The organism is Nocardiopsis nanhaiensis (genome assembly GCF_054778635.1).
The window spans coordinates 1-21,518 of record NZ_BAAGZJ010000114.1 but is presented as its reverse complement, the minus strand read 5'-3'; the positions used below and the strand labels follow the sequence as shown (position 1 = coordinate 21,518).

At 71.2% G+C, this 21,518-nt stretch carries 17 protein-coding genes; 7 read left to right on the top strand and 10 right to left on the bottom strand.

Annotated elements, in window-relative coordinates; all coding sequences use genetic code 11:
- The 3 genes from ACYVD1_RS32170 to ACYVD1_RS32160 form a co-directional block, all read right to left on the bottom strand.
- A partial coding sequence (locus ACYVD1_RS32170) for an RraA family protein (RefSeq protein ID WP_460778233.1) occupies positions 1–689 on the bottom strand: 689 nt, incomplete at its 3' end.
- 294 nt (positions 690–983) lie between these two features.
- Complete coding sequence (folP, locus tag ACYVD1_RS32165; protein ID WP_460778231.1) at positions 984–1,844, bottom strand: dihydropteroate synthase; 861 nt, start codon at positions 1,842–1,844, stop codon at positions 984–986.
- Positions 1,845–2,001: 157 nt separating this feature from the next.
- Complete coding sequence (locus ACYVD1_RS32160; RefSeq protein ID WP_460762118.1) at positions 2,002–2,910, bottom strand: Lrp/AsnC family transcriptional regulator; 909 nt, start codon at positions 2,908–2,910, stop codon at positions 2,002–2,004.
- 476 nt (positions 2,911–3,386) lie between these two features.
- Here ACYVD1_RS32160 and ACYVD1_RS32155 point away from each other — a divergent pair, with 476 nt between their 5' ends.
- From ACYVD1_RS32155 to ACYVD1_RS32145, 3 genes are all read left to right on the top strand, one after another.
- Entirely contained in the window at positions 3,387–4,985 is a 1,599-nt protein-coding gene (locus tag ACYVD1_RS32155) for an LCP family protein (protein ID WP_460778230.1), read from the top strand.
- Between the two features lie 94 nt (positions 4,986–5,079).
- The gene (locus ACYVD1_RS32150) at positions 5,080–5,832 is read left to right on the top strand and encodes a cell wall anchor protein (protein WP_460778229.1); all 753 of its coding nucleotides are present in this window, start codon (positions 5,080–5,082) and stop codon (positions 5,830–5,832) included.
- Positions 5,833–6,044: 212 nt separating this feature from the next.
- The gene (locus ACYVD1_RS32145) at positions 6,045–6,830 is read left to right on the top strand and encodes a hypothetical protein (RefSeq protein WP_460778228.1); all 786 of its coding nucleotides are present in this window, start codon (positions 6,045–6,047) and stop codon (positions 6,828–6,830) included.
- 215 nt (positions 6,831–7,045) lie between these two features.
- On the opposite strand, the gene ACYVD1_RS32140 is transcribed toward ACYVD1_RS32145, so the two are convergent.
- On the bottom strand, positions 7,046–7,255 hold the full coding sequence (locus ACYVD1_RS32140; RefSeq protein WP_460778227.1) for a dodecin: 210 nt from the start codon (positions 7,253–7,255) through the stop codon (positions 7,046–7,048).
- 538 nt (positions 7,256–7,793) lie between these two features.
- Between ACYVD1_RS32140 and ACYVD1_RS32135 the strand changes: the two genes are divergently transcribed.
- Positions 7,794–8,006 (top strand): hypothetical protein, encoded by a 213-nt coding sequence (locus ACYVD1_RS32135; protein WP_460778226.1) that lies wholly within the window; start codon positions 7,794–7,796, stop codon positions 8,004–8,006.
- A 52-nt stretch (positions 8,007–8,058) separates the two neighbouring features.
- Here the strand turns inward: ACYVD1_RS32135 and ACYVD1_RS32130 are convergent, their stop codons facing one another.
- The 4 genes from ACYVD1_RS32130 to moaA form a co-directional block, all read right to left on the bottom strand.
- Positions 8,059–11,583 carry a HEAT repeat domain-containing protein gene (locus tag ACYVD1_RS32130; protein ID WP_460778225.1) on the bottom strand — a complete coding sequence of 1,175 codons (3,525 nt, stop codon included), beginning with the start codon at positions 11,581–11,583 and terminating at the stop codon, positions 8,059–8,061.
- Between the two features lie 86 nt (positions 11,584–11,669).
- The gene (gene mobA, locus ACYVD1_RS32125) at positions 11,670–12,236 is read right to left on the bottom strand and encodes a molybdenum cofactor guanylyltransferase (RefSeq protein WP_460778224.1); all 567 of its coding nucleotides are present in this window, start codon (positions 12,234–12,236) and stop codon (positions 11,670–11,672) included.
- Positions 12,237–12,305: 69 nt separating this feature from the next.
- Positions 12,306–13,493, bottom strand: coding sequence for an RtcB family protein (locus ACYVD1_RS32120; protein WP_460778223.1), 1,188 nt, complete (start codon positions 13,491–13,493; stop codon positions 12,306–12,308).
- Between the two features lie 132 nt (positions 13,494–13,625).
- The gene (gene moaA, locus ACYVD1_RS32115) at positions 13,626–14,633 is read right to left on the bottom strand and encodes a GTP 3',8-cyclase MoaA (RefSeq protein WP_460778232.1); all 1,008 of its coding nucleotides are present in this window, start codon (positions 14,631–14,633) and stop codon (positions 13,626–13,628) included.
- A 413-nt stretch (positions 14,634–15,046) separates the two neighbouring features.
- Between moaA and ACYVD1_RS32110 the strand changes: the two genes are divergently transcribed.
- Complete coding sequence (locus ACYVD1_RS32110; RefSeq protein WP_460778222.1) at positions 15,047–15,868, top strand: lysophospholipase; 822 nt, start codon at positions 15,047–15,049, stop codon at positions 15,866–15,868.
- A gap of 66 nt (positions 15,869–15,934) precedes the next feature.
- Here the strand turns inward: ACYVD1_RS32110 and yczR are convergent, their stop codons facing one another.
- Entirely contained in the window at positions 15,935–17,395 is a 1,461-nt protein-coding gene (gene yczR, locus ACYVD1_RS32105; protein WP_460778221.1) for a MocR-like transcription factor YczR, read from the bottom strand.
- 187 nt (positions 17,396–17,582) lie between these two features.
- Here yczR and yczE point away from each other — a divergent pair, with 187 nt between their 5' ends.
- Both yczE and ACYVD1_RS32095 read left to right on the top strand, forming a co-directional pair.
- Positions 17,583–18,278 (top strand): membrane protein YczE, encoded by a 696-nt coding sequence (gene yczE, locus ACYVD1_RS32100; RefSeq protein WP_460778220.1) that lies wholly within the window; start codon positions 17,583–17,585, stop codon positions 18,276–18,278.
- 470 nt (positions 18,279–18,748) lie between these two features.
- The gene (locus ACYVD1_RS32095) at positions 18,749–20,554 is read left to right on the top strand and encodes a glycoside hydrolase family 15 protein (RefSeq protein WP_460778219.1); all 1,806 of its coding nucleotides are present in this window, start codon (positions 18,749–18,751) and stop codon (positions 20,552–20,554) included.
- 113 nt (positions 20,555–20,667) lie between these two features.
- On the opposite strand, the gene ACYVD1_RS32090 is transcribed toward ACYVD1_RS32095, so the two are convergent.
- Positions 20,668–21,518, bottom strand: an 851-nt coding sequence (locus ACYVD1_RS32090) for an NPCBM/NEW2 domain-containing protein (protein ID WP_460778218.1), incomplete at its 5' end; no start/stop codon positions are given.

Genomic DNA, 21,518 nt, shown 5'->3' with positions numbered 1-21,518 from the left:
CAGCCGCCCTCCGCCGCCCGGACCTCGCGGCGGGCGCTCAGGGACCGCGGGCGGCCGCGCCGCGCGCCGGGCTCGGAATCGCCCTCCCAGCCGGTGACCCTGGACGGGTCCAGACCCAACAGGTCGAGGGTGCTCTCTCCCGCGCTGACCGCTTCGATGAGCTCCTGTTCGCGGGAGAGGCTGCTCATCGTCTCGGCGATGATCGTGCTCACCTGCCCGCGGGGCAGGCAGACAACGCCGTCGTCGTCGGCGACGATCCAGTCGCCCCGGCGCACGGACAGCGGAACGGGGCCGGTCGCGTCCATGCTGACCTGCTGGCCGATGGAGCCCCCCGCGTCGTGTCCGGCCTCTCTGACCGCGACCCCGGCCCCGAAGACCGGGAGCTCGCAGCGGGCGATCGCGGCGATGTCGCGCACACAGCCGTCCAGGACGACCCCCGCCACACCGGCGGTCCGTGCGGCCACCGCGAGGATCTCGTCGACGTAGCCGTATTCGGGCTCACCCGCCACGTCCACCACCAAGGCGGATCCCGGGGGCGCTTGGGCGACCGCGACGTGCAGCGCGAGGTTGTCGCCCGGAGCACAGCGCACCGGAAAGGCGGTCGCGGCGAACGCGGCCCCCGGCCAAACGGAGAAGAGGTGGGTCCCGAACGGCCGACCGCCGCATCGGGCCAGTGCCACCGTGCCCACAGCCGTCAAGGTCTTCGCAAGCGCCACGTCAGCCTCCATTACACCCGCGCCCGGTGCGGTCGATTCGGACCGACCCCCTCCATACTCACCGGTAACTTAAGCGTCACGCAAGGCATACCAGCCCGAAACACGTAAAAATGTTACCGCCGGTTACAGATAACACCGAGCGCACCCGAAAAGCTACCCCCCGTGTCGCACCCCAGGCACGCCAGGGGCCGCCCACGGTCGACCCAGTCCGCGACCAACGGCCATTCAGCAGCCGGTCCGCTGGCGAACCTACGCGGCCGCGCCCACTCAGCTGACGGCGGCGACCGCGTCCAGGGCCGCGCGGGCGGCGGCGACGTCGTGCACCCGGAATACCCGGGCCCCCTCCCGTGCGGACACCGCCAAGGTGGCCAGCGTCCCGTCACCGCGCTCGGTGAGCCCGGCCTCGAGGGCCTCCCCCACGAAATCCTTGTTGGAGACGGCCACGAGCACCGGCCAACCGGTGGCGGCCAGCTCACCGAGACGCCGGGTGAGCTCGAGGGACTGGTACGTGTTCTTACCGAAGTCGTGAGTGGGGTCGATCATCACCCCGTCGGAGCGGACCCCCACCGACACCGCGCGTTCGGCCAGGGCACACACCCCGGACACGACGTCGGCGACGACGTCACGGTAGTGCACCCGGTGGGGATCGGTGCGCGGCGCCAACCCGCCGCTGTGACTGCACACCAGCCCGGTGCCGAACTCCGCTGCCACCTGGGCCAGCTCCGGGTCGGCCCCGGCCCAGGTGTCGTTGATCATGTCCGCACCGGCTTCGGCGCAGGCGCGGCCCACGGCGGCCCGCCAGGTATCGACGGAGATCACCACCCCGGGGTGGCGGGCACGCAGCTCCCGCACGAACGGCACCGTGCGGCGGATCTCCTCCGCCTCGTCGACGTGCGCGCCGTATCCGGCCTTGACCCCGCCCACGTCGATGATGTCCACGCCCGCGGCCACGGCGTGGTCGGCGGAGGCCAGCGCGGCGTCGAGGGCGTAGGTGGCGCCCTGGTCGTAGAAAGAGTCGGGGGTCCGGTTGATCACCCCCATCACCGCGTACCGGTGCCCCTCGAACGTCTGGCCGCGCAAACGCAGTGTCCCTGTCCCCTCCGGCGCCGCCGGCCCCTCCGTCACCATGAACCCATCATGGAGCACACGGAAAGCAGGAGGCCACATGGCCCGCGCGGAGCGGGGACGGAGCACTCGTGGGACCCCGGGTTGTGGGGGTTCGGCGTGAGCGGGGGCCCGGCTCACGGCGGTCTCGGATCGAGCGGGGGCTCGGCTCGGGTCCGGTTCAGTCGGGGACCCAGCCGCCCGAACGCTCGCCGCCCCGCCGCTCCTTGCGCACCTGGAGGTGCTCCCAGGTCTCGACGTGGCCGACGTACGCGGTCCCGCGAACGGTCTCCAGAGCTTCCACCAGCTGCTGACGGTCCGGCGCGGTGAGCGTGCCGACCACGTCGTAACGGCCGAAGCCACTGGCCAGGAAGGAGATCCTGGACAGATTGGCCAGGCCGGTACCGAGCGCGTCGGCGTCGCCACGGCAGCGCAGGCCGAAGCCGATCTGTTCGTTGGCTCCCACCGCTGACGGCTCCACGAGCGCGGTCACGTGGACCACCCCCGAATTGAGCAGGCGCACCACCCGGGACCGGGCCGCCGCCTGTGACAGGCCCACCTGGCGGGCCAGGTCGGCGTACGAAGCGCGACCGTCCTTGAGTAGTCGGCGAACCAGACGCCAGTCCAAGGCGTCCAACTCTATGTCGCGTAGTTCCCTCACGCTGCTGTGGGCGTCCTTGTACACGGCGTTGGCCCGGAAGACCTCCGCGCCGTCCACACCGGGCAGCGAGCGCAGGTCGGTGAGCTCCTTGGTGAGCGCGGCGTCATCGGCCACACGCACCTGTGCGACGGCCGGGAACCTCCCGGCCGCATGCGCCGCGAAGGTCACGGCCTCGCGTTCCCCCAGCGCATCAAGCAGCGGACCGACCGGCCCGCTGACGCGGAACGACACGTGGCCGAGGACTTCCATGCCCACCACTCCGGCGTGCAGTACCCCGACAATTCTGATCGCCCCAGACTGCACGAGCTGGCGCACTCTGGCGCGTACCGCAGTCCGGGACAGGCCCACCCCGTCGGCTAGGGCCTGGAACGTCGCTCTGCCGTCCCCCTGCAACGCCCGCATGAGAGCGGCGTCAACCGCATCGAGCACGATAGTTGCCTTTCGTTCCCATGACGCCGCCCATACCCCCGGACGGCGCCCCCTCCTCCGGCCAGATCATCGCAGCTGTTGCGCGCGTTCACTACTGATCGCGAAAGAAATCGGTTGATTCACCCCTTTGAGCGGACCGGAGGCGCTCCCCAAAGCCTCAACGACGACCTCCCGACCACATAACAGACTTGTATAGAACAGTCCCTATGAGGTGGCTGCCGTGCACACAACCCTGACAAAGCGCCACACTGATCAGACGGGCCTTTCGACACCCCCCAGGGGCACCGGGACTCCGCGGAGCTGAAAGAGACCGAGGGGTAGAGGGAACCAAAGGGCCGTCTTCGGACGTGTACCTGAGAAGAGGCACAAGCGCAGAGGTGCCCGCCACCCGGTGACAGTGGCGCGGACACCGGACACAGGACGAAGGACGACGGGGCGGCGGTCATGTTCGCCCCGCGGCTTGAGAGGAATCGCTGGTGGCAGCCGAGGACGAGCGGCGGGATGCGGCGCCCAAGCGCCCGAGCACTGAGCGCCCGAGCACTGGGGGGGCGCTGCTGTGGACCGCCGCGTCGCTTCCCCTGCCCGGGGTGGCCCACCTGCGCATGGGGCGCAGGGCCGCCGGAGGGCTGGTCCTCGGCACCTACCTTCTGGGGATCACCGCGCTGATCGTCTGGTTGCTCCGGTTGGGCGCGCACGAGTCAGGCACCGTGACGACGCTGGCCGGGCTGGCCGTGCGGGAACAGGTCCTACTGGGCGCGATGGGCGCCGTGTTCGTGGTCGTGGTCCTGTGGCTGGCCATCATCGTGCACTCGTGGGTGATCACCCGGCCGAAGGACACCAAGCGCGGTTACCGGGTCCTCGGCGGCACCGTCGTGCTGCTGCTGTGCCTGACCCTGGGTGTCCCCGCGGGTTGGGCCCTGCACAGCGGCTACACGGCCCACGAAACGCTGGGGGAGGTCTTCAACGCCCCCGAGCGCGACGACCTCCCCCCGCACGACGAGGCCGACCCGTGGAACGGCGCCGACCGGGTCAACGTGCTACTCCTCGGCTCCGATGCCGCCGACGAGCGGCACGGAGTGCGCACTGACAGCATGATGGTCGCGAGCCTGGACACGGAGACCGGCGACGCGGTCCTGGTCGGCCTGCCCCGCAACCTGGAGAACATCCGGTTTCCCGAGGACAGCGCGCTCGCCGAGCGCTACCCAGAGCCCCAGGGCTTCGACCAGATGCTCAGCGACCTCTACGAAGTGGTCGCCGAGGAGCCCGAGGAACTGGCCCTCAACCCGACGGCCGCCGACCCCTCCGCCGACACCCTCAAGCAGGTGGTCGGGGACAACCTCGACCTGGACGTGGAGTACTACGCCATGGTCGACATGCTGGGCTTCCGCGACCTGATCGACGCTGTCGGCGGCGTGCAGGTGCGCATCGAGGAGCCGATCCCGTACGGGATCCACGGCGGTGTCCTGGAGCCCGGACTCCGCCGCCTCGACGGCTATGAGGCGCTCTGGTACGGCCGCACCCGGATCGGCACCGACGACTACGGGCGGATGGGCCGCCAGGGCTGCCTGATGAAGTACGTGGCGGAGCAGGTCGACCCCACCACCGTGCTCACCAGCTACCGCCAGCTGGCCGGCGCGACCAAGCGCACGCTCAGCACCGACATCCCCCAGTCCAAGGTGCCCGCCTTCATCGAACTGGCCGACCAGATCACCGACACCGGGGACATGAGCGCGCTGCAGCTGTCGCCGCCCCAGGTGAACACCGGCAACCCTGACTGGGAGGAGATCCAGGGGCTGGTCGACGAGGCCATCAGCGGTGAAGCCGCGACCGGCGACGAGCTTCCCGACGACCCCGACGCCTCCCCCACCGGCGAAGACGGGGAGAACGGTGAGGACGGCGAAGCCGGAGAAGGCAACGGCGACCAGGAGGATCCGACCGAGGAGGAGTGGGCAGAGATGGGCGAGGACGAGCGGACCGAGTGGCAGGAGTACACCGGTCTGGACGAGCCCTCCCCCGCAGACCCGGGCCGCCAGGTGGGTTCGGAAGCCACCGACCTCGACGCGATCTGCCCGTAACCGGCGGTCAAACCCGGCGCAGGCCGGTTGACCGGTGTCGGTCAGGTGGTCACCGAGGGTTGCCGCCCCGAAGCGGGCGTGTGACGCTGGCGCCGTGACCGCTGCGCAGCTCTGGACTCTCGTCGCACTGGGCGCTTTTCATGGACTCCACCCCGGGATGGGTTGGCTACTCGCCGTCAGCAGAGGGTTGCAGGAGGGCGGTCGCGGCCAGGTCCTGCGCGCCCTCCCGGCGATCGCGGTGGGGCACGCGGGCAGTGTCGCGGTCGCGGCGGTGGCGGTCACCGTGACGGGTTCGAGCACGGCGTCGGTCCTCTTCCCCGTACTGGGCGGCGGGGTGATCGTCCTGGTGGGGCTCGTGATGCTGCTGTCCCGGCAGCACTTCCACTGGCGCGACGTGCGGCTTCCCCTGTGGCAGCTGACCGCTTGGGCGTTCCTGATGTCCTCCGCGCACGGGGCGGGGCTGATGCTGATGCCGGTCCTGGCCGGCCAGCTCTCCCACACGCACGTCGACAGCGGCCATGGCGGAGACAACGGCGGCTACCGCGGCGAAGGCCATGTCGGCGGCGGGGGCGGCGGCCACGGGGAACACGGAGTGGCGGTCGCGGGCGGAGGGTCCGCGGGAGAGGCCGCGGAAAGCGCCTGGAGCCTGTGGGACGCCACCCTGCTCGGGCTCGCGGCCACCGGAGTGCACACCCTGGCGATGCTCGCCGCGGCCGGGGTCGCGGCTCTGATCGCCTACGACTTCCTCGGGGTGCACGCACTCCGGTGGAAAGGCGTGACCATGGACCGGATCTGGGCGCTGACCCTGCTCCTGAGCGGCCTTTTCGTGCTCTGGTCGGCCCTCTGAACAGACCCCGGGAACCGGGCCGGTCGCCGACGGGCTGCTTTCGGCGGGCATCGATGCGTGGATTTCGGCTTGATCCTCGCCACAGTCGGGAATGGGAGAATGGTCCGCCGTGTCCCATAGACGGAGAATCCTATGCGGGAGCCGTAGACACTGGCGCCCGGGACGTCGACGGTGGAGCGGCCGTCCGTCCCCGGCGTAGAGGGGCAGAGTCCATGACACACAGGTCCGTCAGACCCGAGCGCCGTTGGCACGGGTTGATCACGTCGGTGGCGATCCTGGCCGTGCTGGCCACGGTCGCGGTCATCGGCACCCGCTGGGTGGTGGAGAACCAGGAGCGGATCTTCCCGACCTCCGCCCCGTGGGGGCCGGACTGTTCCGTGTACGCCGGTGACGAGCAGGTCCGCCTCGACCGGGACCAGGCCAAGCGGGCCAGCACCGCCGCTGCCGTGATCGCCCAGGGGGACAGCGCTCCCATCGAGCAACCAAACGTCGACGACATCCCCGAAGAGGTCATGGACGTCCTCGTCAACGGACCGGAGGAGGACGCGGGCCCCTCGTTGAGCTGCCGCTACTCCGGCGAGGAGGTCGAGTTCGAGGAGGAGGAGCCCTCAGGCCTGACCCCGCGCGCCGCCACGCTCAAGGCCGGCATCGAGAACGACTTCGCCGACACCGATATCGGCGGGTACGTGGCCGGCGGGTACGACTCCGGGCACGGCGAGGGGTCGGCCCACTACGAGGGCCGTGCGCTGGACATCTTCTACCGCCCGGTCAACGAGGACAACCGCCGCGAGGGCTGGCTCCTGGCGCACTGGCTGATCGCGCACGCCCCGGACTACCAGATCGACGTGATCATCTTCGACGACAAGATCTGGAGCACGTACTACCCGTCGATGGGCTGGCGCCACTACGACGCCGATCCGGACAACGAAATCCTGCGCCACCTGGACCACGTGCACGCGGACGTGCTGCGCGGAGACCCCGGAGAGGACGACGTCTGACCGGCCGATCACGGTCGGCGAGCAGGCGGAGTGATAAGAGCACGGCACGAGGTGCCCGGGCCCACGGGGGTCCGGGCACCTCGTGCCGTGCGCCGGTGGTCGGAGCGGTGCCCGCGGGTGGGAGCGCCCCTGACGCCCCTGGAGCCACCGATGGGCGGAGAAGTCCCTCCTGAGCGGGACGGCGTCCGCCCGGACCACCAGGTCAGTCCGCCACGTCAGCCCTCCAAGCGGAAGCCGAGTTTGAGGCCCACCTGGAAGTGGGCGACGTCGCCGTCCTCGATGTGGCCGCGAACCTCGGTGACCTCGAACCAGTCGAGTCCGCGCAGCGTGGCCGAGGCCCGTTGGATTCCGTTGCGGATGGCCTGGTCGACCCCGTCGGGCGATGTCCCGACGATCTCTGTGACGCGATAGGTGTGGTCGGTCATGGGTGCCCCCCTGCGTAGTCGGTGGCGCGGGTCGCGCAAACGCGACCCCGTACCCCGGCCTCCCCCCGATCGGCGGTGACCACACGGACCCCCCGTTTTCCCTCGAGAACCTTTCCGGAGAGGGGATCGAGGCACTTTGCCGCGATTTTCTGAGGACTTTGGTCCCGGTTGGGGCTCAATTGACCCGAGCGGGCGGTGATTCGTTGGACGAATGGCGCGCCTGAGGGGAGGGCTGGATGCCAAATGAGTCCTGACCTGGGACGTAAGACCCTCCCCCGGTGGGACTGTCCCGAGACAACGTCGTAACTGACTCTTGACGTACCCCGGGGGGCAGCGGTGTACATTGGGTCTTAGCGCTTCGGTCCCCCGTCGGAGCGCGGGGCGATGTTTCGAGCCCCCGTCGAAACATCGCGTGCGACGCCGGGTGGTTTGCCCCCGTAACCACCCGGCGTCGCCTTTTGTCCGCTGCCGGTCGGTGCATACCCGGCCGTGGCTGGGGGTTGACCACCGAAACCGCTTTGTCTCCTGGGGATCAGCTTTGGGTAATACCGCACCGGACGCACACTGCTCGCGCAGGGACTGCAAGTCCCCGGCCGAGTGGGCCCTCGTCTGGAACAACCCGAAGCTGCACACGCCGGACCGCCGCAAGGTGTGGGTCGCCTGCGGGGAGCACCGCGAGTACCTCGCCAACTTCCTCGGTATGCGCGGCTTCCTCAAGGAGACCGTCCCCATGTCCGAGTTCAACGGCTAGAGGCAGCGGTAGTCCGGTTGGGTGGCAGCGGGCGCACGGGGCTCCGTGGTTCTCAGCCCAGGGCCGTGCTCCAGGCCGACAGCCGGATCTCCTCGTGGCGGCTGCGGCCCGCATCCGTCAGCAGGTCCGGCCAAGGATCCGCCCAAGCGCTCTCCCGAGCCGCCTTTTCGACCAGGCTGAGCGCGATCAGGCCGGCATAGAGGCCGACCGGGCCTCCGTCGTCCTCGGCCGCCGTGAGCAGGCGGCGCGCCACCACCGTCAGCACTTCCGGTCCGACCTTCGCGCGCCCGTACCGGGAACACAGCGGGCCAACGGCCCTGTCCAGCCAGCGCACACCGACGTGGGGCCGTGCGGCCAGCAGGCGGGCTGCCAGGAGCAGGCGGTCCACCACCTGTCCGGGGTCGGGTTCACCCTCGGACAGCCTGACGGACCGGGTCAGTTGACCACCCACGGTATTGAGGGCGTAGCGCACGAGCTCGGGTCGGGCGGTGAGCAGGGCCAGGGATCGGTCCGACTGCTCCCGAACGACCGCGTCTCCGGCGGGCGCGCGCCGTTGGGCTTCGTCCAGGATGTCGAGCACGCGCACCATCCTGTTCCGGGCCGTGCACGCCCGCTGGTGGTCGACCTCCACTGGTACCGGACGCTGACCCCGGCTCTTCTCCGACGACGGTCCCCGTCCAGGGTGCGGGACCCCCTGCTCGGGGCCGGGGATCCGGGCCAGGAGGCCGTCCAGGGTCTCGTCGAGGCGGTCCAGACCCCTGCCGCGGTTCAGCGTCAGCCGGAAGGTGGCCATCACGCGGTCACAGGAACGGTCGAGGTCCAGGACAGCCTCGAACACGTCGTCGACCGTCTCCGAACCCCAGACGGCCCAGCGCGCCCACCAGCCGCCCATGCGCCAGTGGCTGCGCGCCGGTGCAGGAAGGGCGGTGAGGGTTTCGGCGACGCCCCCTCGAAGGTCTGGCGCCAGCTCAGCCGGGTCGACGCCAAGGAGCGCGACCTGGATCTCCTCCTCCACAAAGTCCGGTGCCCGTTCGGCCAGGGCGGACCGTGCTTCGGGATCGTCCGCACAGCGGAGGAGCGCGGTGGCCGCCGCTGCGAGCACGTCCCGGTGTTCGTCGCGTCGCAGGGCCCTCGCGAGAGCGGAGACCGCTTCAGGCGGGCGGTGCCGGGCCAGGAGCCGGGCGGCGGCCCTGCGGACGGCGACCTTGCCCGCGCCCTCCAGAACGCCGGACAGGAGCGGCCCCAGGCGGGAGGGGCGAACCCGCTCCGCGCACCGGGACAGGGCCGGCCCGACCGCCCGCGACCGTGGGCCGCTGGAGTGCTCGGTGATCAGTTCCAGGGCGTGCTCGGGATCATCGGATCGGCCGAGCGCGGACAAGGCAGCCTCGCGCAGAACCACATCGCCGCCGACCAGGTGTCCGGCGAGGTATGCGTGGCCGCCGGGCAGCGCGCCCAGGGAACGCACGGCGGCCTCCCGGTCGGCCGCGGGGACCGAGGGCTCCTCGACGACGGCGGTCAGGTGCGCGCGGAGCCGTTCCCTCAGTTCCGGCGGCCAGATACGGGCCGAGGGCAGGACGCGTGTCCGGAGGGCCCGGGGAACCCACACGGGCTCGTCTTGGCAGGAACCGACAACGTCCAAGGCCCGCAGGAGCACCGCGGGAGGTTGGTACCGCACAAGGAGGTCCCAGACCCTGGGGATGCGGGCGGTGTGCGGTTCGTCCTCGAACAGGCTCAGCGCCCTGCCCGCCCGGTCCGGCCCGGCCAGGTACAGGGCGGCCGCCCGCGCGACGGTACCGGGATCGGGGTCAGCCAGTACGGCCGCCCGCAGAAGGCCGTCGAGCGCGGTGGGGTGGCGGGACCGGCGGCCGAGCTCTCCGGCCAGGGCCACGGCGGGACCGTGGTCGCCGCGGCGGCACGCCCCGGTCAGGAAGTCGCTCAGCCGACCGAAGAGGACGGACTCCGCCCCGGGCGGCAGGAGCTGGTACAGGCGGGGTTCGGGGCCGTGCCGGTGGCCGCTGTGCGACTCCGGCATCCACCACGGAAGCACCCTGCGCCCTCCGAGGCGCGTGGTCCAGGGCGCGCTGTGCCGGGCCCGGTCCGGGTCACCCAGGCCTTCGGCGCCGAAGCGTTCGATGAGCCGCCGGTACACCTCGATCCCCCAGTCCACTGCGGGCCCGTGGGCTCGGGTCTCCGGGTGGGACAGGAACCGGGCGGCCAGGTGCCGCAGAGCGCCGCGCGTGGCGGCGGACGTGTCACGCGCCTGGGCGGTGTCCGCCAGCAACCGGTGCAGCACCGGGAGGGAACGCACGAGGGGTCGGGGGCCGAGGTCGGTCAGGGTGAGCAGAAGCGCCCGGCGTACCGCGTCGCGGTCGGCCCGGTGGCGTTCGACCCGTTCGGCGAGGACGGCGGCCGGCACGGCCGGGTCGCCGGTGCGGGCGGCCGCCTCCACCAGACGGGCCAGGCCCCGCGCCCGTCGTGCGGGGTCACCGCAGGAAGCGGCCTCTCCGAGCGGCCCGCCCGCCTCCGCGTAGGGCAAGTGGGCGATCGCGTCGAGGTCCTGGTCGGGGTCGCGCGGGCGGCTGCCGGTCCGTTGGAACACCGAGAGCTCCGCCAGGGCACCGCGGGCCAGGGACACCGCACGGTCCCGGGGCAGCAGGTCCAGGAAAGGCAGCACGGTCTCGGGGTTCCGGCTACGCGTCCAGTACTCGACTTCCCGGTCCAGGAGGGGCTCCGCCACCTCCCGGGGCATGGAACGCAGCACGCACCGGACCGCCCCGGAGCGCTTGCGCATGGCGAAACGCAACTGGCGTTCCAAAGGGCGTCCGACGGGTACATCGGGGTGTTTGGTGACGACCCGGTCGGGGTGGGCGAGCCGGCGGGCGCGGGGGCAGCGGAGGTGGGTTCCGGCCAGGGCTCCGGCGCCGGCGATCTCCGCCACCCGGGCCGGGCGGACCGGGTCCAGTGCCTCCAGAGCGCGGCGCCAGTCGTTCACGGCGAACCGGTCGGTGACGTGTTCGGTGAGCAGGTCGGCCACGGTGTCGGGGTGGCGGCGGGCCAGGCGGCGCCAGGAGCGGACCGCGTGCGCCAGGTCGGCCAGGCGGCAGCGGACCGTCTCCGGTGCGCAGGCGGGCAGGAGTGCCGCCGCCTCCGCGTCGCCGTGCCGGTGGAGTACCCGCTCCAGCAGGGCATCGGCGAGCGCGGCGCGACGGCCGTGGAAGAGCGTTCGGTACAGTGCGCGGCGCAGGCCCGTAGGAGCGTCGTCCAAGAGCGGGGCGACCGCAGCACCCGGCACGGGAAGGGTCCGCACGGCGCGCAGGGCGGCGCGGCGCAGGTCCAGGTCGGGCCCGGAGAGGTACCCGGCGACGGTGCCCAGGTCGCGGGCGGCGATCGCCGCGTGCAGGGCTTCGTGGTGGTGGCCCGCAGCTGCCAGGCCGCGCAGGATCGCGGTCAGGTGCGGGGTCCCGGTGTGGGTGCGGGCGTAGCCGGTCAGCGCGTGCGTGCGCGAGTGGAGGCTCAGGTCCTCAAGGGATGCGAGGAGTTCGGCAGCCGACCCGAACGTCGGCGCGGTGGGGCTCAACGGCCCGGGCGGTTTCCGCCCTTCCTGATCGTCATAGCGGACATGGTGGACCAGTTCCCCGGATTCGGCAAGGGCCCGGGTGTTCCCTATCGGAGGCGGCGGCGGACTTCTTCCAGGTCCTCGGGGGTGTCGACGTCGAAGGTTTCGGGGTCTCCGGAAGCCGGTACCGGGGCGGGGTCAAGTGGTTCCAGCAGGCCGTGGAGCGAACGGCCCCCGTAGTCGGCGAGCGCTGCCCGGAGTACGTCGGTGCGCCATACCCCGGTGAGCCACTGCTGGCGGCCGGTGGCATCGACGAGCACGGACCCGCCTCGGCCCTGAGCCGCCGTGTGCAGGGCTTCGAGGTGCCTGGGCCGCAGGTGGGGCAGGTCTGCGGCGAGCAGTGCGCACCAGGGGGCGCGCACGCTCGGCAGCCCGGCTTCGAGGGCCGGGACGGGACCGCCGCCGGGCGGGTCCTCGCGCACGTAGTGGGCGCTCGGGCTGTCCCGTTCCGGCCCGACCACAGTCACGCGGGCGCTGGGTGCATGTGCTCGGACGGTGTCCACGACGCGTTCCAGGAGGGTGCGTCCGGCGACGGTCAGGCCGGGTTTGTCTGCGCCGCCCATGCGGGTCGCCGCTCCCCCGGCCAGGACCACCGCGTCCAAGTTCTCGATCACCCACCCAGCATGCCGTACGGAGTGGACGCACCGCACCGCCGCCCGCGCAGCGCACCCTGGTCCACGGCTTCAGCCCTTGACGCACACCACTTGGCGCAGTCGGGCGACGACCTCGACCAGGTCGGTCTGGGCGTCGATAACCGATTCCAAGTCCTTGTAGGCGCCGGGGATCTCGTCCACGACACCGCGGTCCTTGCGGCACTCCACGCCCTTGGTCTGCTGGGCCAGGTCGGTTTCGCTGTAGGTCTTACGGGCCTTGTTGCGGCTCACCCGGCGCCCCGCGCCGTGCGACGCGGAGTTGAACGAGTCGGGGTTGCCCAGACCGCGGACGATGTAGGTTCCGGTCGCCATACTGCCCGGGATGATCCCGAGGTCGCCCTGTCCGGCGCGGATGGCGCCCTTGCGGGTGACGAGCACGTCCACCCCTTCGTAGGTCTCCTCGGCCACGTAGTTGTGGTGGCAGGAGATCCACTGTTCGAAGGTCGTGCCGGGGACCCGGTTGGCCAGGACGCGGCAGGCCAGGCCCATCATGACGTCGCGGTTGCGGCGCGCGTAGTCCTGGGCCCAGAAGAGGTCGCGGCGGTAGGCGTCCATCTCCGGGGTGCCGGACAGGAACACCGCGAGGTCGCGGTCGGGCAGGTCCTGGTTGTGCGGCAGGGACTGTGCCCGGCCGATGTGGTGGTCGGCCAGTTCCTTGCCGATGTTGCGGGATCCGGAGTGCAGGACGAGCCAGACGGTGCCGTCGTCGTCCAGGCACACCTCCAGGAAGTGGTTGCCGCCGCCGAGGGTGCCCATCTGGCGCTGGGCGCGGCTGTGCCGGTGGTGCACGGCGGTGGCCAGGTCGTCGAATCCGCTCCAGAACCCGTCCCAGCCGGTGCTGCGCAGGCCGGGGACGGTGGCGGGGTCGACGGGTTCGTCGTGGGAGTGGAAGCCCACCGGGATGGCGGCTTCCAGGGCGGAGCGCAGGGGGCGCAGGTTGTCGGGCAGGCGGTCGGCGGTCAGGCCGGTACGGACCGCGGTCATGCCGCAGCCGATGTCGACCCCGACGGCGGCCGGGCTGACCGCGTCGCGCATGGCGATGACGGAGCCGACCGTGGCGCCCTTGCCGTAGTGGACGTCGGGCATGACGGCCAGCCCGTGTGTCCAGGGCATACGGGTGACGTTGTGGAGCTGGTCCATGGCGGCGGGGTCGACCTGTGCGGGGTCGGCCCACATGCGGATGGGGACGCGTGCACCGGAGACTTCGGTGTGCGGCATGGGGCCACCTCCCGTTTCCGTCGAGCCCCTGGACGCGGTGTGCGCCCAAGGGCCATCAAGCCAGACGGGGTCGGGGGCGGGCAACCGGGTTTCCCCGGCGAAGGCGGGCCGGGCGCTTGGGCTGCCCTCCGGTCAGCCGCCGATCGCGGACATGGGGCGGGCCGGCTGTAGGAAGCTGGGGTCGTTGATGCCGTGGCCGGGGAGTTTGGTGGCGACGGCGGCCTTCCAGCGCTCTGCGATCTCCTCGTCGGTGGCGCCCTCGCGCAGCGGTGAGCGCAGGTCGGATTCTTCGCGGGCGAAGAGGCAGTTGCGGATCTGGCCGTCGGCGGTGAGCCGGACCCGGTCGCAGGCGCCGCAGAAGGGGCGGGTGACCGAGCCGATGACACCGACGGTGGCGGGCTTGCCGTTGGGGAAGGCGGCACCTCGGACATAGAAGAGTTCGGCCGGGGCGCTGCCGCGGGTCTCGGCGTCGGCGGGCTCGAGGTCGAATTCGGCTTCGAGTTTCTGGAGGATCTCGTCGGCGGTGATCATGGTTTCGCGGCGCCAGCCGTGCTGGGCGTCCAAGGGCATCTGTTCGATGAACCGGAGTTCGTAACCGCGCTCCAGGCAGTAGCGGAGGAGTGCGGGTGCCTCGTGGTCGTTCATGTCGCGCATGAGCACGGTGTTGATCTTCACGGGCGTGAGTCCGGCCTCCGCGGCGGCGGCGATGCCGTCGAGGGTGTCGTCGAGGCGGCGGCGCCGGGCGAGTTTCTCGAACACCACGGGGTCGAGGGTGTCCAGTGAGACGTTGACCCGGTCGAGTCCGGCTTCGGCGAGGGCGGGCGCCATCCGGGTGAGCCCGATCGCGTTGGTGGTGAGTGCGGTGTGCGGCCGGGGCGTGAGTTCGGTGCTGCCCGCGATGATGCCGGGCAGACCTCTCCGGAGCAGGGGTTCGCCGCCGGTGAAGCGGATCTCGTCGATCCCGAGGCGGGTGGTTCCGATACGGATCAGGCGGAGGAGTTCGTCGTCGGTGAGCAGTTCCGGCTTGGGCAGCCACTCCAACCCTTCAGGTGGCATGCAGTACGTGCACCTGAGGTTGCAGCGGTCGGTGAGCGACACGCGCAGGTCTGTAGCCACGCGGCCGTAGGAGTCGGCCAGCACGGGCGTCACCCCTCTCCAGTCTGAATTGCCGAGTAGACAGTACACAAAATACGCCCACCCGAGGGATACCCACTCTTAAGCGTAGAAGATCCAGATTCACGGTGAGTAGCCTTGATCGCACCTTTTGGTGTATTTCGTTAGGGAATACGAGAGATCCCTTGTGTGCCTGGGCGTTGAACCAAGACCGCGCCGACGATCGTTATCCAGGCGATGCACGCGCACGGGTTGCGTGACACGCTCCGCTCGTGCCCCGCGGGTCTCCCCCATTCCCCGCTCCCAGGGCCACGTGCTCGCCGTGTCCGCGGTGGCGCGGCGGCCACCGGCCGCCCCGCGAGCGATGTTCTATGGTGACCGGGCCAGCGGCGACCACCCGATCGTCGCAGACGCACACAACGGCGAGGAGGCAGGACACGGTGATCAGCACACGTGAGTGGGGCCTGGCAGGAGGCCCCGACGGGTCCGGGAAGCTGGCGGCCCGGGCCTGGGCGCCCACCGAAGGCGAACCGACCTGGCTGGCCGTGCTGGTGCACGGCTACGGCGAGCACCTCGGCCGCTACCACCAGGTCGCCGCGGACCTGTGCGCGGCGGGCGCGGTGGTCTACGGCGCCGACCACCGGGGACACGGCCAGTCCTTTGGGGAGCGGGTGCTCATCGACGACTACGCGGGCGTGGTCGAGGACGTGCACCGCGTCGTCACCCAGGCCCGGACCGCCTACCGGAGCCTCCCCCTGGTCCTGATCGGCCACTCCATGGGCGGTCTGATCGCCACCCGCTACGCCCAGGTCCACCCGGGGGCCGTGCAGGCACTGGCCCTGTCCGGGCCGGTTCTGGGCCGTTGGACGGCACTGGAGGAGATCTCCGCCGCCGAGCAGATCCCGGACGCCCCCATCGACCCCGCGACCCTCTCGCGCGACCCGTCCGTCGGCGAGGCGTACGTGGCCGACGAACTGGTCTGGCACGGCCCTTTCAAGCGACCCACCGTCAACGCCCTGCTCACCGAGTTGGAGCGGGGCAACGCCTCGGGCGGTCTCGGTTCGCTGCCACTGCTGTGGGTGCACGGGCACGAGGACAAGCTCGTCCCGGTGACCGACACCAAGGTCGGTATCGAGGCGGTGGCGGGCGAGGACCTGACCGTGCGGATCTTCCCCGGGGCCCGGCACGAGGTGTTCAACGAGACCAATCGCGACGAGGTGATCGCCGAGTTCGTCCGCTTCGCCCAGCGGTTCGCCCTCTGACCGGAGCGTCCGGCACGTGACCGCCAGCAGGTTGTCGGCAGCCGCTGGCCGCCGCGCCCGGCCCCCTCAGACGTAGAGCTGCCCGCGCGGTGGTGCGGGGTGGGCGAGGGTCTCGCCGTAGGCCGCGGCCAACCGCTCCACCGCGTCGGCCAGCACGTCCGGCGGCCGGGTGTAGGCCAGGCGCAGATAGCGCTCCAGTGTGCCGTCGGCGCCGAACACCGGCCCGGCCGCCGGGTGTACGCCGTGGCGGACCGCGGCGGTCGCCAACGAGGTCGCCACGGGCTGGGGTAGGGACGCCCACAGGACGAGCCCGCCGCCGGGCACGCTGGGCCGCCAGTCGGGCAGCCGGTCGCGCAGGGCGTTGAGCAGCGCGTCCCGGTTGCGGCGCAGCTGGCGGCTGCGTTCGGCGCGGATCCGCAGCACGTCGGCGAGGAGGTGGGTCGCGATGAGCTGGTCGTGTACCGAGCCCGCCAGATCGAAGCGCTGGCGCACCGCCATGAGCCGGGCCACCATCGGCGGGGTGGTGCGCACCCAGCCGACCCGGAGGCCGCCCCACAGCAGCTTCGCCACCGAACCCACGGTCATCACCCGGCCGTCGGTGTCGTGCGCGGCTACCGGCGTGGGCAGGTCCCCGGAGTCGATGGCCAGCTCGGCGGCGGACTCGTCGATGATCATGTGGGCGCCGGCGCGGCGGGCCTCGCGGACCAGGACCCGCCGCTCGTCGTCGTGCATGAGCGCGCCGGTCGGGTTGTGGAAGTCCGGGATCATGTACGCCAGGGCCGGTTTCCACTGGCGGAAGGCGTCCACCAAGTACTCCATGTCCCAGCCCTGCGGGGTCACCCCCGTGGTGCGGATCCGCGCACCGTTGCGGCGGGCGGCGTCCAAACCGTGCGGGTAGGTGGGTGACTCCAGCAGGACCTCGTCACCCTGCTGGACCAGGAGTTCCATGGCCAGGGTGATGCCCTGCTGGGCCCCGTTGGTGATGAAGATCTGTTCGGGGGTGGTGGGCAGTCCGCGCTCGACGTAGCGGCGGGCGATGGCGTGGCGCAGTTCGGGCAGGCCGTAGGGGTAGTAGCCCATACCGCCCACGTGCGCGGCGAGCTGTTCAGAGGCGTGGAACGAGGCCTCGCGCAGCCCCTCGATCGCCGGGGGCGCGGCCACCCCGAGGTCGATGTGCTCGGCGGCGGGGGCGAACGGGGAGGGGTCGCGGGTACCGGAGTCCGGCAGGACGGTCCAGCTGCCCGCGCCCTGCCTGCTGTCGAGGAAGCTGTTGTCGCGCAGCCAGGCGTAGGCGGCGGTGACGGTGTTGCGGCTGACCCCCAGCGCGGTGGCGAGGTCGCGTTCGGCGGGCAGCCGGGTGTGCGTGGGGACGCGCCCGTCCAGGACGAGCCCGCTCACGGAGCGCGCGATCGCGAGGTAGTAGGGGCGTTCGACGGGCGCCTCGCCGATCAGCCGGGCGAGCAGGCGTCCGTTGATCCGCCGTGTTCCGCCGCCGGTTCCGGGCCGGTCGCTGCGCTGCCTCGCCATGTGATGTGCACCTCGATAGGGACGAATTCAGGCCAGTTGTCGGGATTGGCTCTTCTCTCCCGACGGTCTTTGGTCCACCATACCGATGTGGCCCCCCATGTGGCTTGTCATCCAACCACCCCATGAATTTTCTGGGCCGCCCGAGCCAGCGCCACCCGAGAAGCGAGAGCCGAGAAAGAGGTCACCGGTGTCCGAGCAGTCCCCGCGCAACGGGTTCCCAGCCCTGGCCCACACCCTGGTCCAGCGCATCCTGATCACGCCGGTCCTGCCGCGCCCCCGGCTGCGCCGCCTCGCCCAGCTCTACTTCGGCCTGTACTTGTACGGCCTCAGCGGCGCACTGCTCATCCGCTCCGACCTGGGTGCGATGCCCTGGGACGTCCTGCACCAAGGGCTGTCGTTGCAGACGGGACTGTCGATCGGCACGTGGAGCGTACTCGTGGGCGCCCTACTGATGCTGCTGTGGATCCCGCTGCGCCAGAAGCCCGGGCTGGGCACCCTGAGCAACGTGATCGTGGTGGGGGTGTCCGTGGACCTGTCCCTGTGGCTGCTGCCCGCCACCGACTCCCTGCCTCTCCGGGTGCTACTGCTGGCCCTGGGCGTGCTGGTGTGCGCGATCGCCACCGGCTGCTACATCGGGGTGGGACTGGGCCCGGGGCCGCGCGACGGGTTGATGACCGGCCTGGCCGCACGCGGGCTGTCGATCCGGCTGGCGCGCACCCTCATCGAGGTGACCGTGGCACTGTCCGGGTTCCTCCTCGGCGGAACGGTCGGCGTGGGCACCTTGGTGTTCATGGTGGCGATCGGGCCCCTGGCCCAGGTGTTCCTGCCGCTGATGCGGATGCCCGAGCAGGCACCGGAAAACCGCGCGCCGTCCGGCCGTTAGCGGGGCGCGGTGCATCGCGCCCCGCCCACGGGCCGCCTTCGCAGCCGCCCGCAAGCCAACCGATCATGGGAGGCCCGCGGCGGAACTTGATCACCGCGCCATAACTTCTCCCAAACAGAACTCCCCCATTCCCTGACATACCTCGCAGCACATTCCGATGCACGTGCATTTGCGGGTAGCCAGGCGCCCGTGGAGCGTGGAAGATGGGCAGCGCGGTAAACGGCGAAGAGCCGGGTTCGGGCGCTTTCCACGACCGTCCTTTTCGGCTGCCCGCACCTGGGCACATAACCGGGTAAAGAGCAGCGGACGGTCCGGGGCGATATGACCGAACGGCGCCCCGACCAGGAGGCGGGTCGGGTGGCAGGCGCCGACGGGGCGCGCACACGGGCGTGCGCGGCGGTTCGCGAAGGCGCGACGCACCCCGTGCCGACGGGGCGACTCGCGCTACCGCGACGACGTATACAGAAGTGATGGGGGTGAGCCGCGTGCCCGGTTGGATCGAAGACTACGCAATGATCGGCGACATGCAGACCGCCGCGCTGGTCGGGCGCGACGGTTCCATCGACTGGGCGTGCCTGCCCGATTTCGACTCCTCCGCCTGTTTCTCCGCGCTGCTCGGCGACGAACAGAACGGCTGCTGGACCCTGCGCCCCGCCGACGGCGAACCGAAGGCGGACCGGCGCCGGTACCGGGGCGAAACCCTCGTCCTGGAGCAGGAATGGGACACCGACACCGGTTCGGTGCGGGTCATCGACTTCATGCCGCCCCGCGGCGGCGCCCCCCACATCGTGCGGATCGTGGAGGGGCTGCGCGGTTCGGTGCGGATGAGCACCGCGATGCGCATCCGGTTCGACTACGGCCACGTCGTGCCCTGGGTGCACCGCTCCGGCGCCGAACTGGTGGCCATCGCCGGCCCCGACGCGATCTGGCTGAGCACTCCCGTGGTCCTCCAGGGCCACAACTTCACCCACGACGCCACCTTCAACGTCACCGAGGGCCAGCGCGTGCCCTTCGTGATGACCTGGCACCCCTCCCAGGTGGAGGAGTCCGACCACCTGGACGCGGAGAAGGCCCTCTCGCGCACCGAGCGCTTCTGGGAGAAGTGGGTGGAGCAGTGCACCTACGACGGCCCCTACCGCGACGCTGTCGTGCGCTCCCTCATCACGTTGAAGGGCCTCACCTACCGGCCCACCGGCGGGATCGTGGCGGCCCCGACCACGTCCCTGCCCGAGGAGATCGGCGGGGTCCGCAACTGGGACTACCGGTACTGCTGGCTGCGCGACGCCACCATCACGCTGGAGGCGCTGATCCGCTCCGGGTACACCGACGAGGCGCAGGCCTGGCGCGAGTGGCTGGTCCGCGCCGTCGCGGGTGAGCCGCAGCTGATGCAGATCATGTACGGCATCCGGGGCGAGCGGCGCCTCACCGAGTGGGAGGCCGACTGGCTGCCCGGATACGAGGGGTCGAGCCCGGTCCGGATCGGCAACGCCGCAGTGGGCCAGTACCAACTGGACGTGTACGGCGAGGTCATGGACGTGCTGCACCTGGCCCGCCGCTCGGGTATCAGGGGCGGCGACTACCTGTGGGGACTCCAGCGGTCCCTGGTCAACTACCTGGAGTGGTGCTGGGACGAGCCCGACGAGGGCCTGTGGGAGGTGCGCGGCCCCCGCCAGCACTTCGTGCACTCCAAGGTCATGGCCTGGGTGGCCGCCGACCGCGCCGTGCGCAGCATCGAGGAGTTCGGCAAGGAGGGCCCCATAGAGCGGTGGACGGCCCTGCGCGACACCATCCACGCCGAGGTGTGCGAGTACGGCTACGACCCGCAGCGCAACACCTTCACCCAGTACTACGGCAGCAAGGAGCTGGACGCCGCGCTGCTGCTCATCCCCGAGGTCGGCTTCCTCCCCTACGACGACCCCCGCGTGATCGGCACCATCGAGGCGGTCCGCAAGGACCTGATGGTCGACGGCTTCGTGCTGCGTTACCGCACGGACCTGGAGACCTCCGCCGACCAGCTGCCCGGCGACGAGGGCGCCTTCCTGGCTTGCAGTTTCTGGATGGCCAACGCCCTGCTGTCCATCGGCCGACAGGACGAGGCCAAGGAGCTGTTCGAACGGCTGCTGGCCCTGCGCAACGACGTCGGGCTGCTCGCCGAGGAGTGGGACCCCCGCGACGGCCGCCAAGTGGGCAACTTCCCCCAGGCCTTCAGCCACGTGCCCCTGGTGACCACGGCGCTCAACCTCGCCGACCGGCAGGGCGGCTGGCGCGCCGAGTAACCGAAGAACAGCGCGACCGCGCACCCCTCCCAGCGACTTCTCCTCACCACGAACGCCCCGCGCACAGGCGCGGGGCGTTCGCCGTTTCGGGCCGATGGGGCGGGGGACCGCGGTCAGTCGGCGGTCAGGGTGGGCTCGGACCAGACGGGGAAGACCTCGGGCCCGCTGAGCTCGACGTCCAAGCGCATGCGCAGCACGTCGCTGACGTCTGCCTGGACCTCGATCGTCTCCCCCAGGCCCAGGGTCTCGGTGACGACGGCGTCGCCCTCGACGTAGACGGTGAAGGTGACGCTCTCGTCGGACCGTGAGTTGTCGTCCAGGCCGACGGTGGCGGTGAAGGTGTCCCACGAACGGCTGAGGTTGTACTCGGCCCAGGCCGTATCGCACGCTCCCGCGCAGCTATCGGCCGCGAGCAGTACCCGGTTGTGGACCTCACCGTTCAACTCGGCCCGGTCGGGTTCCCAGATCCCGTAGTTGGTTTCGACCGGGTCCAGCTGGGTGAGCAGGCGTTCCCCTTCGCCGGTCGGGTCCTCCGAGGGATCTTCGGTGGGGTCCGCGGAGGGGTCGTCCTCGGGCTCGTCGGACTCGGTGGGAGTGGGGGTCGGCGAGGGTTCGGGCTCTTCCGTGGGCTCGGGGGCGTTCTCGGTGGCCGCGTCGGCGGCCTCCACCGGTTCGTCGGAGTCGGAGAGAGCCGGGACGACCCGGTCGATGACCAGGTAGGTGCCGCCGCCACCGATCAGCATGAACACGACCGCGAGGATCGCCATCCCCACCATCAGGGGCTTGCGTGAGCGGCGCTCGGGCTTGTCGGTGGCGCCTTCGGTGGGCGGCGGGGCGGGCTGTGACGCGAAGGCCGCGGTGGTGTCGGGGCCGCTGTGCCCGGAACCGGGGGGCATCGGGCCGCCCTGCGGCGACCCACCGTGCGGGGGGCCGCTCGGGGGACCGTGCGGGGGGCCGCTCGGGG

Coding starts and splice junctions, on each gene's coding strand:
- ACYVD1_RS32140 (WP_460778227.1), bottom strand. CDS start 7,255: ATGACCGACCACACCTATCGCGTCACAGAGATCGTCGGGACATCGCCC.
- yczR (WP_460778221.1), bottom strand. CDS start 17,395: ATGGCGAGGCAGCGCAGCGACCGGCCCGGAACCGGCGGCGGAACACGG.
- ACYVD1_RS32095 (WP_460778219.1), top strand. CDS start 18,749: ATGGGGGTGAGCCGCGTGCCCGGTTGGATCGAAGACTACGCAATGATC.
- ACYVD1_RS32120 (WP_460778223.1), bottom strand. CDS start 13,493: ATGCCGCACACCGAAGTCTCCGGTGCACGCGTCCCCATCCGCATGTGG.
- folP (WP_460778231.1), bottom strand. CDS start 1,844: ATGGTGACGGAGGGGCCGGCGGCGCCGGAGGGGACAGGGACACTGCGT.
- ACYVD1_RS32145 (WP_460778228.1), top strand. CDS start 6,045: ATGACACACAGGTCCGTCAGACCCGAGCGCCGTTGGCACGGGTTGATC.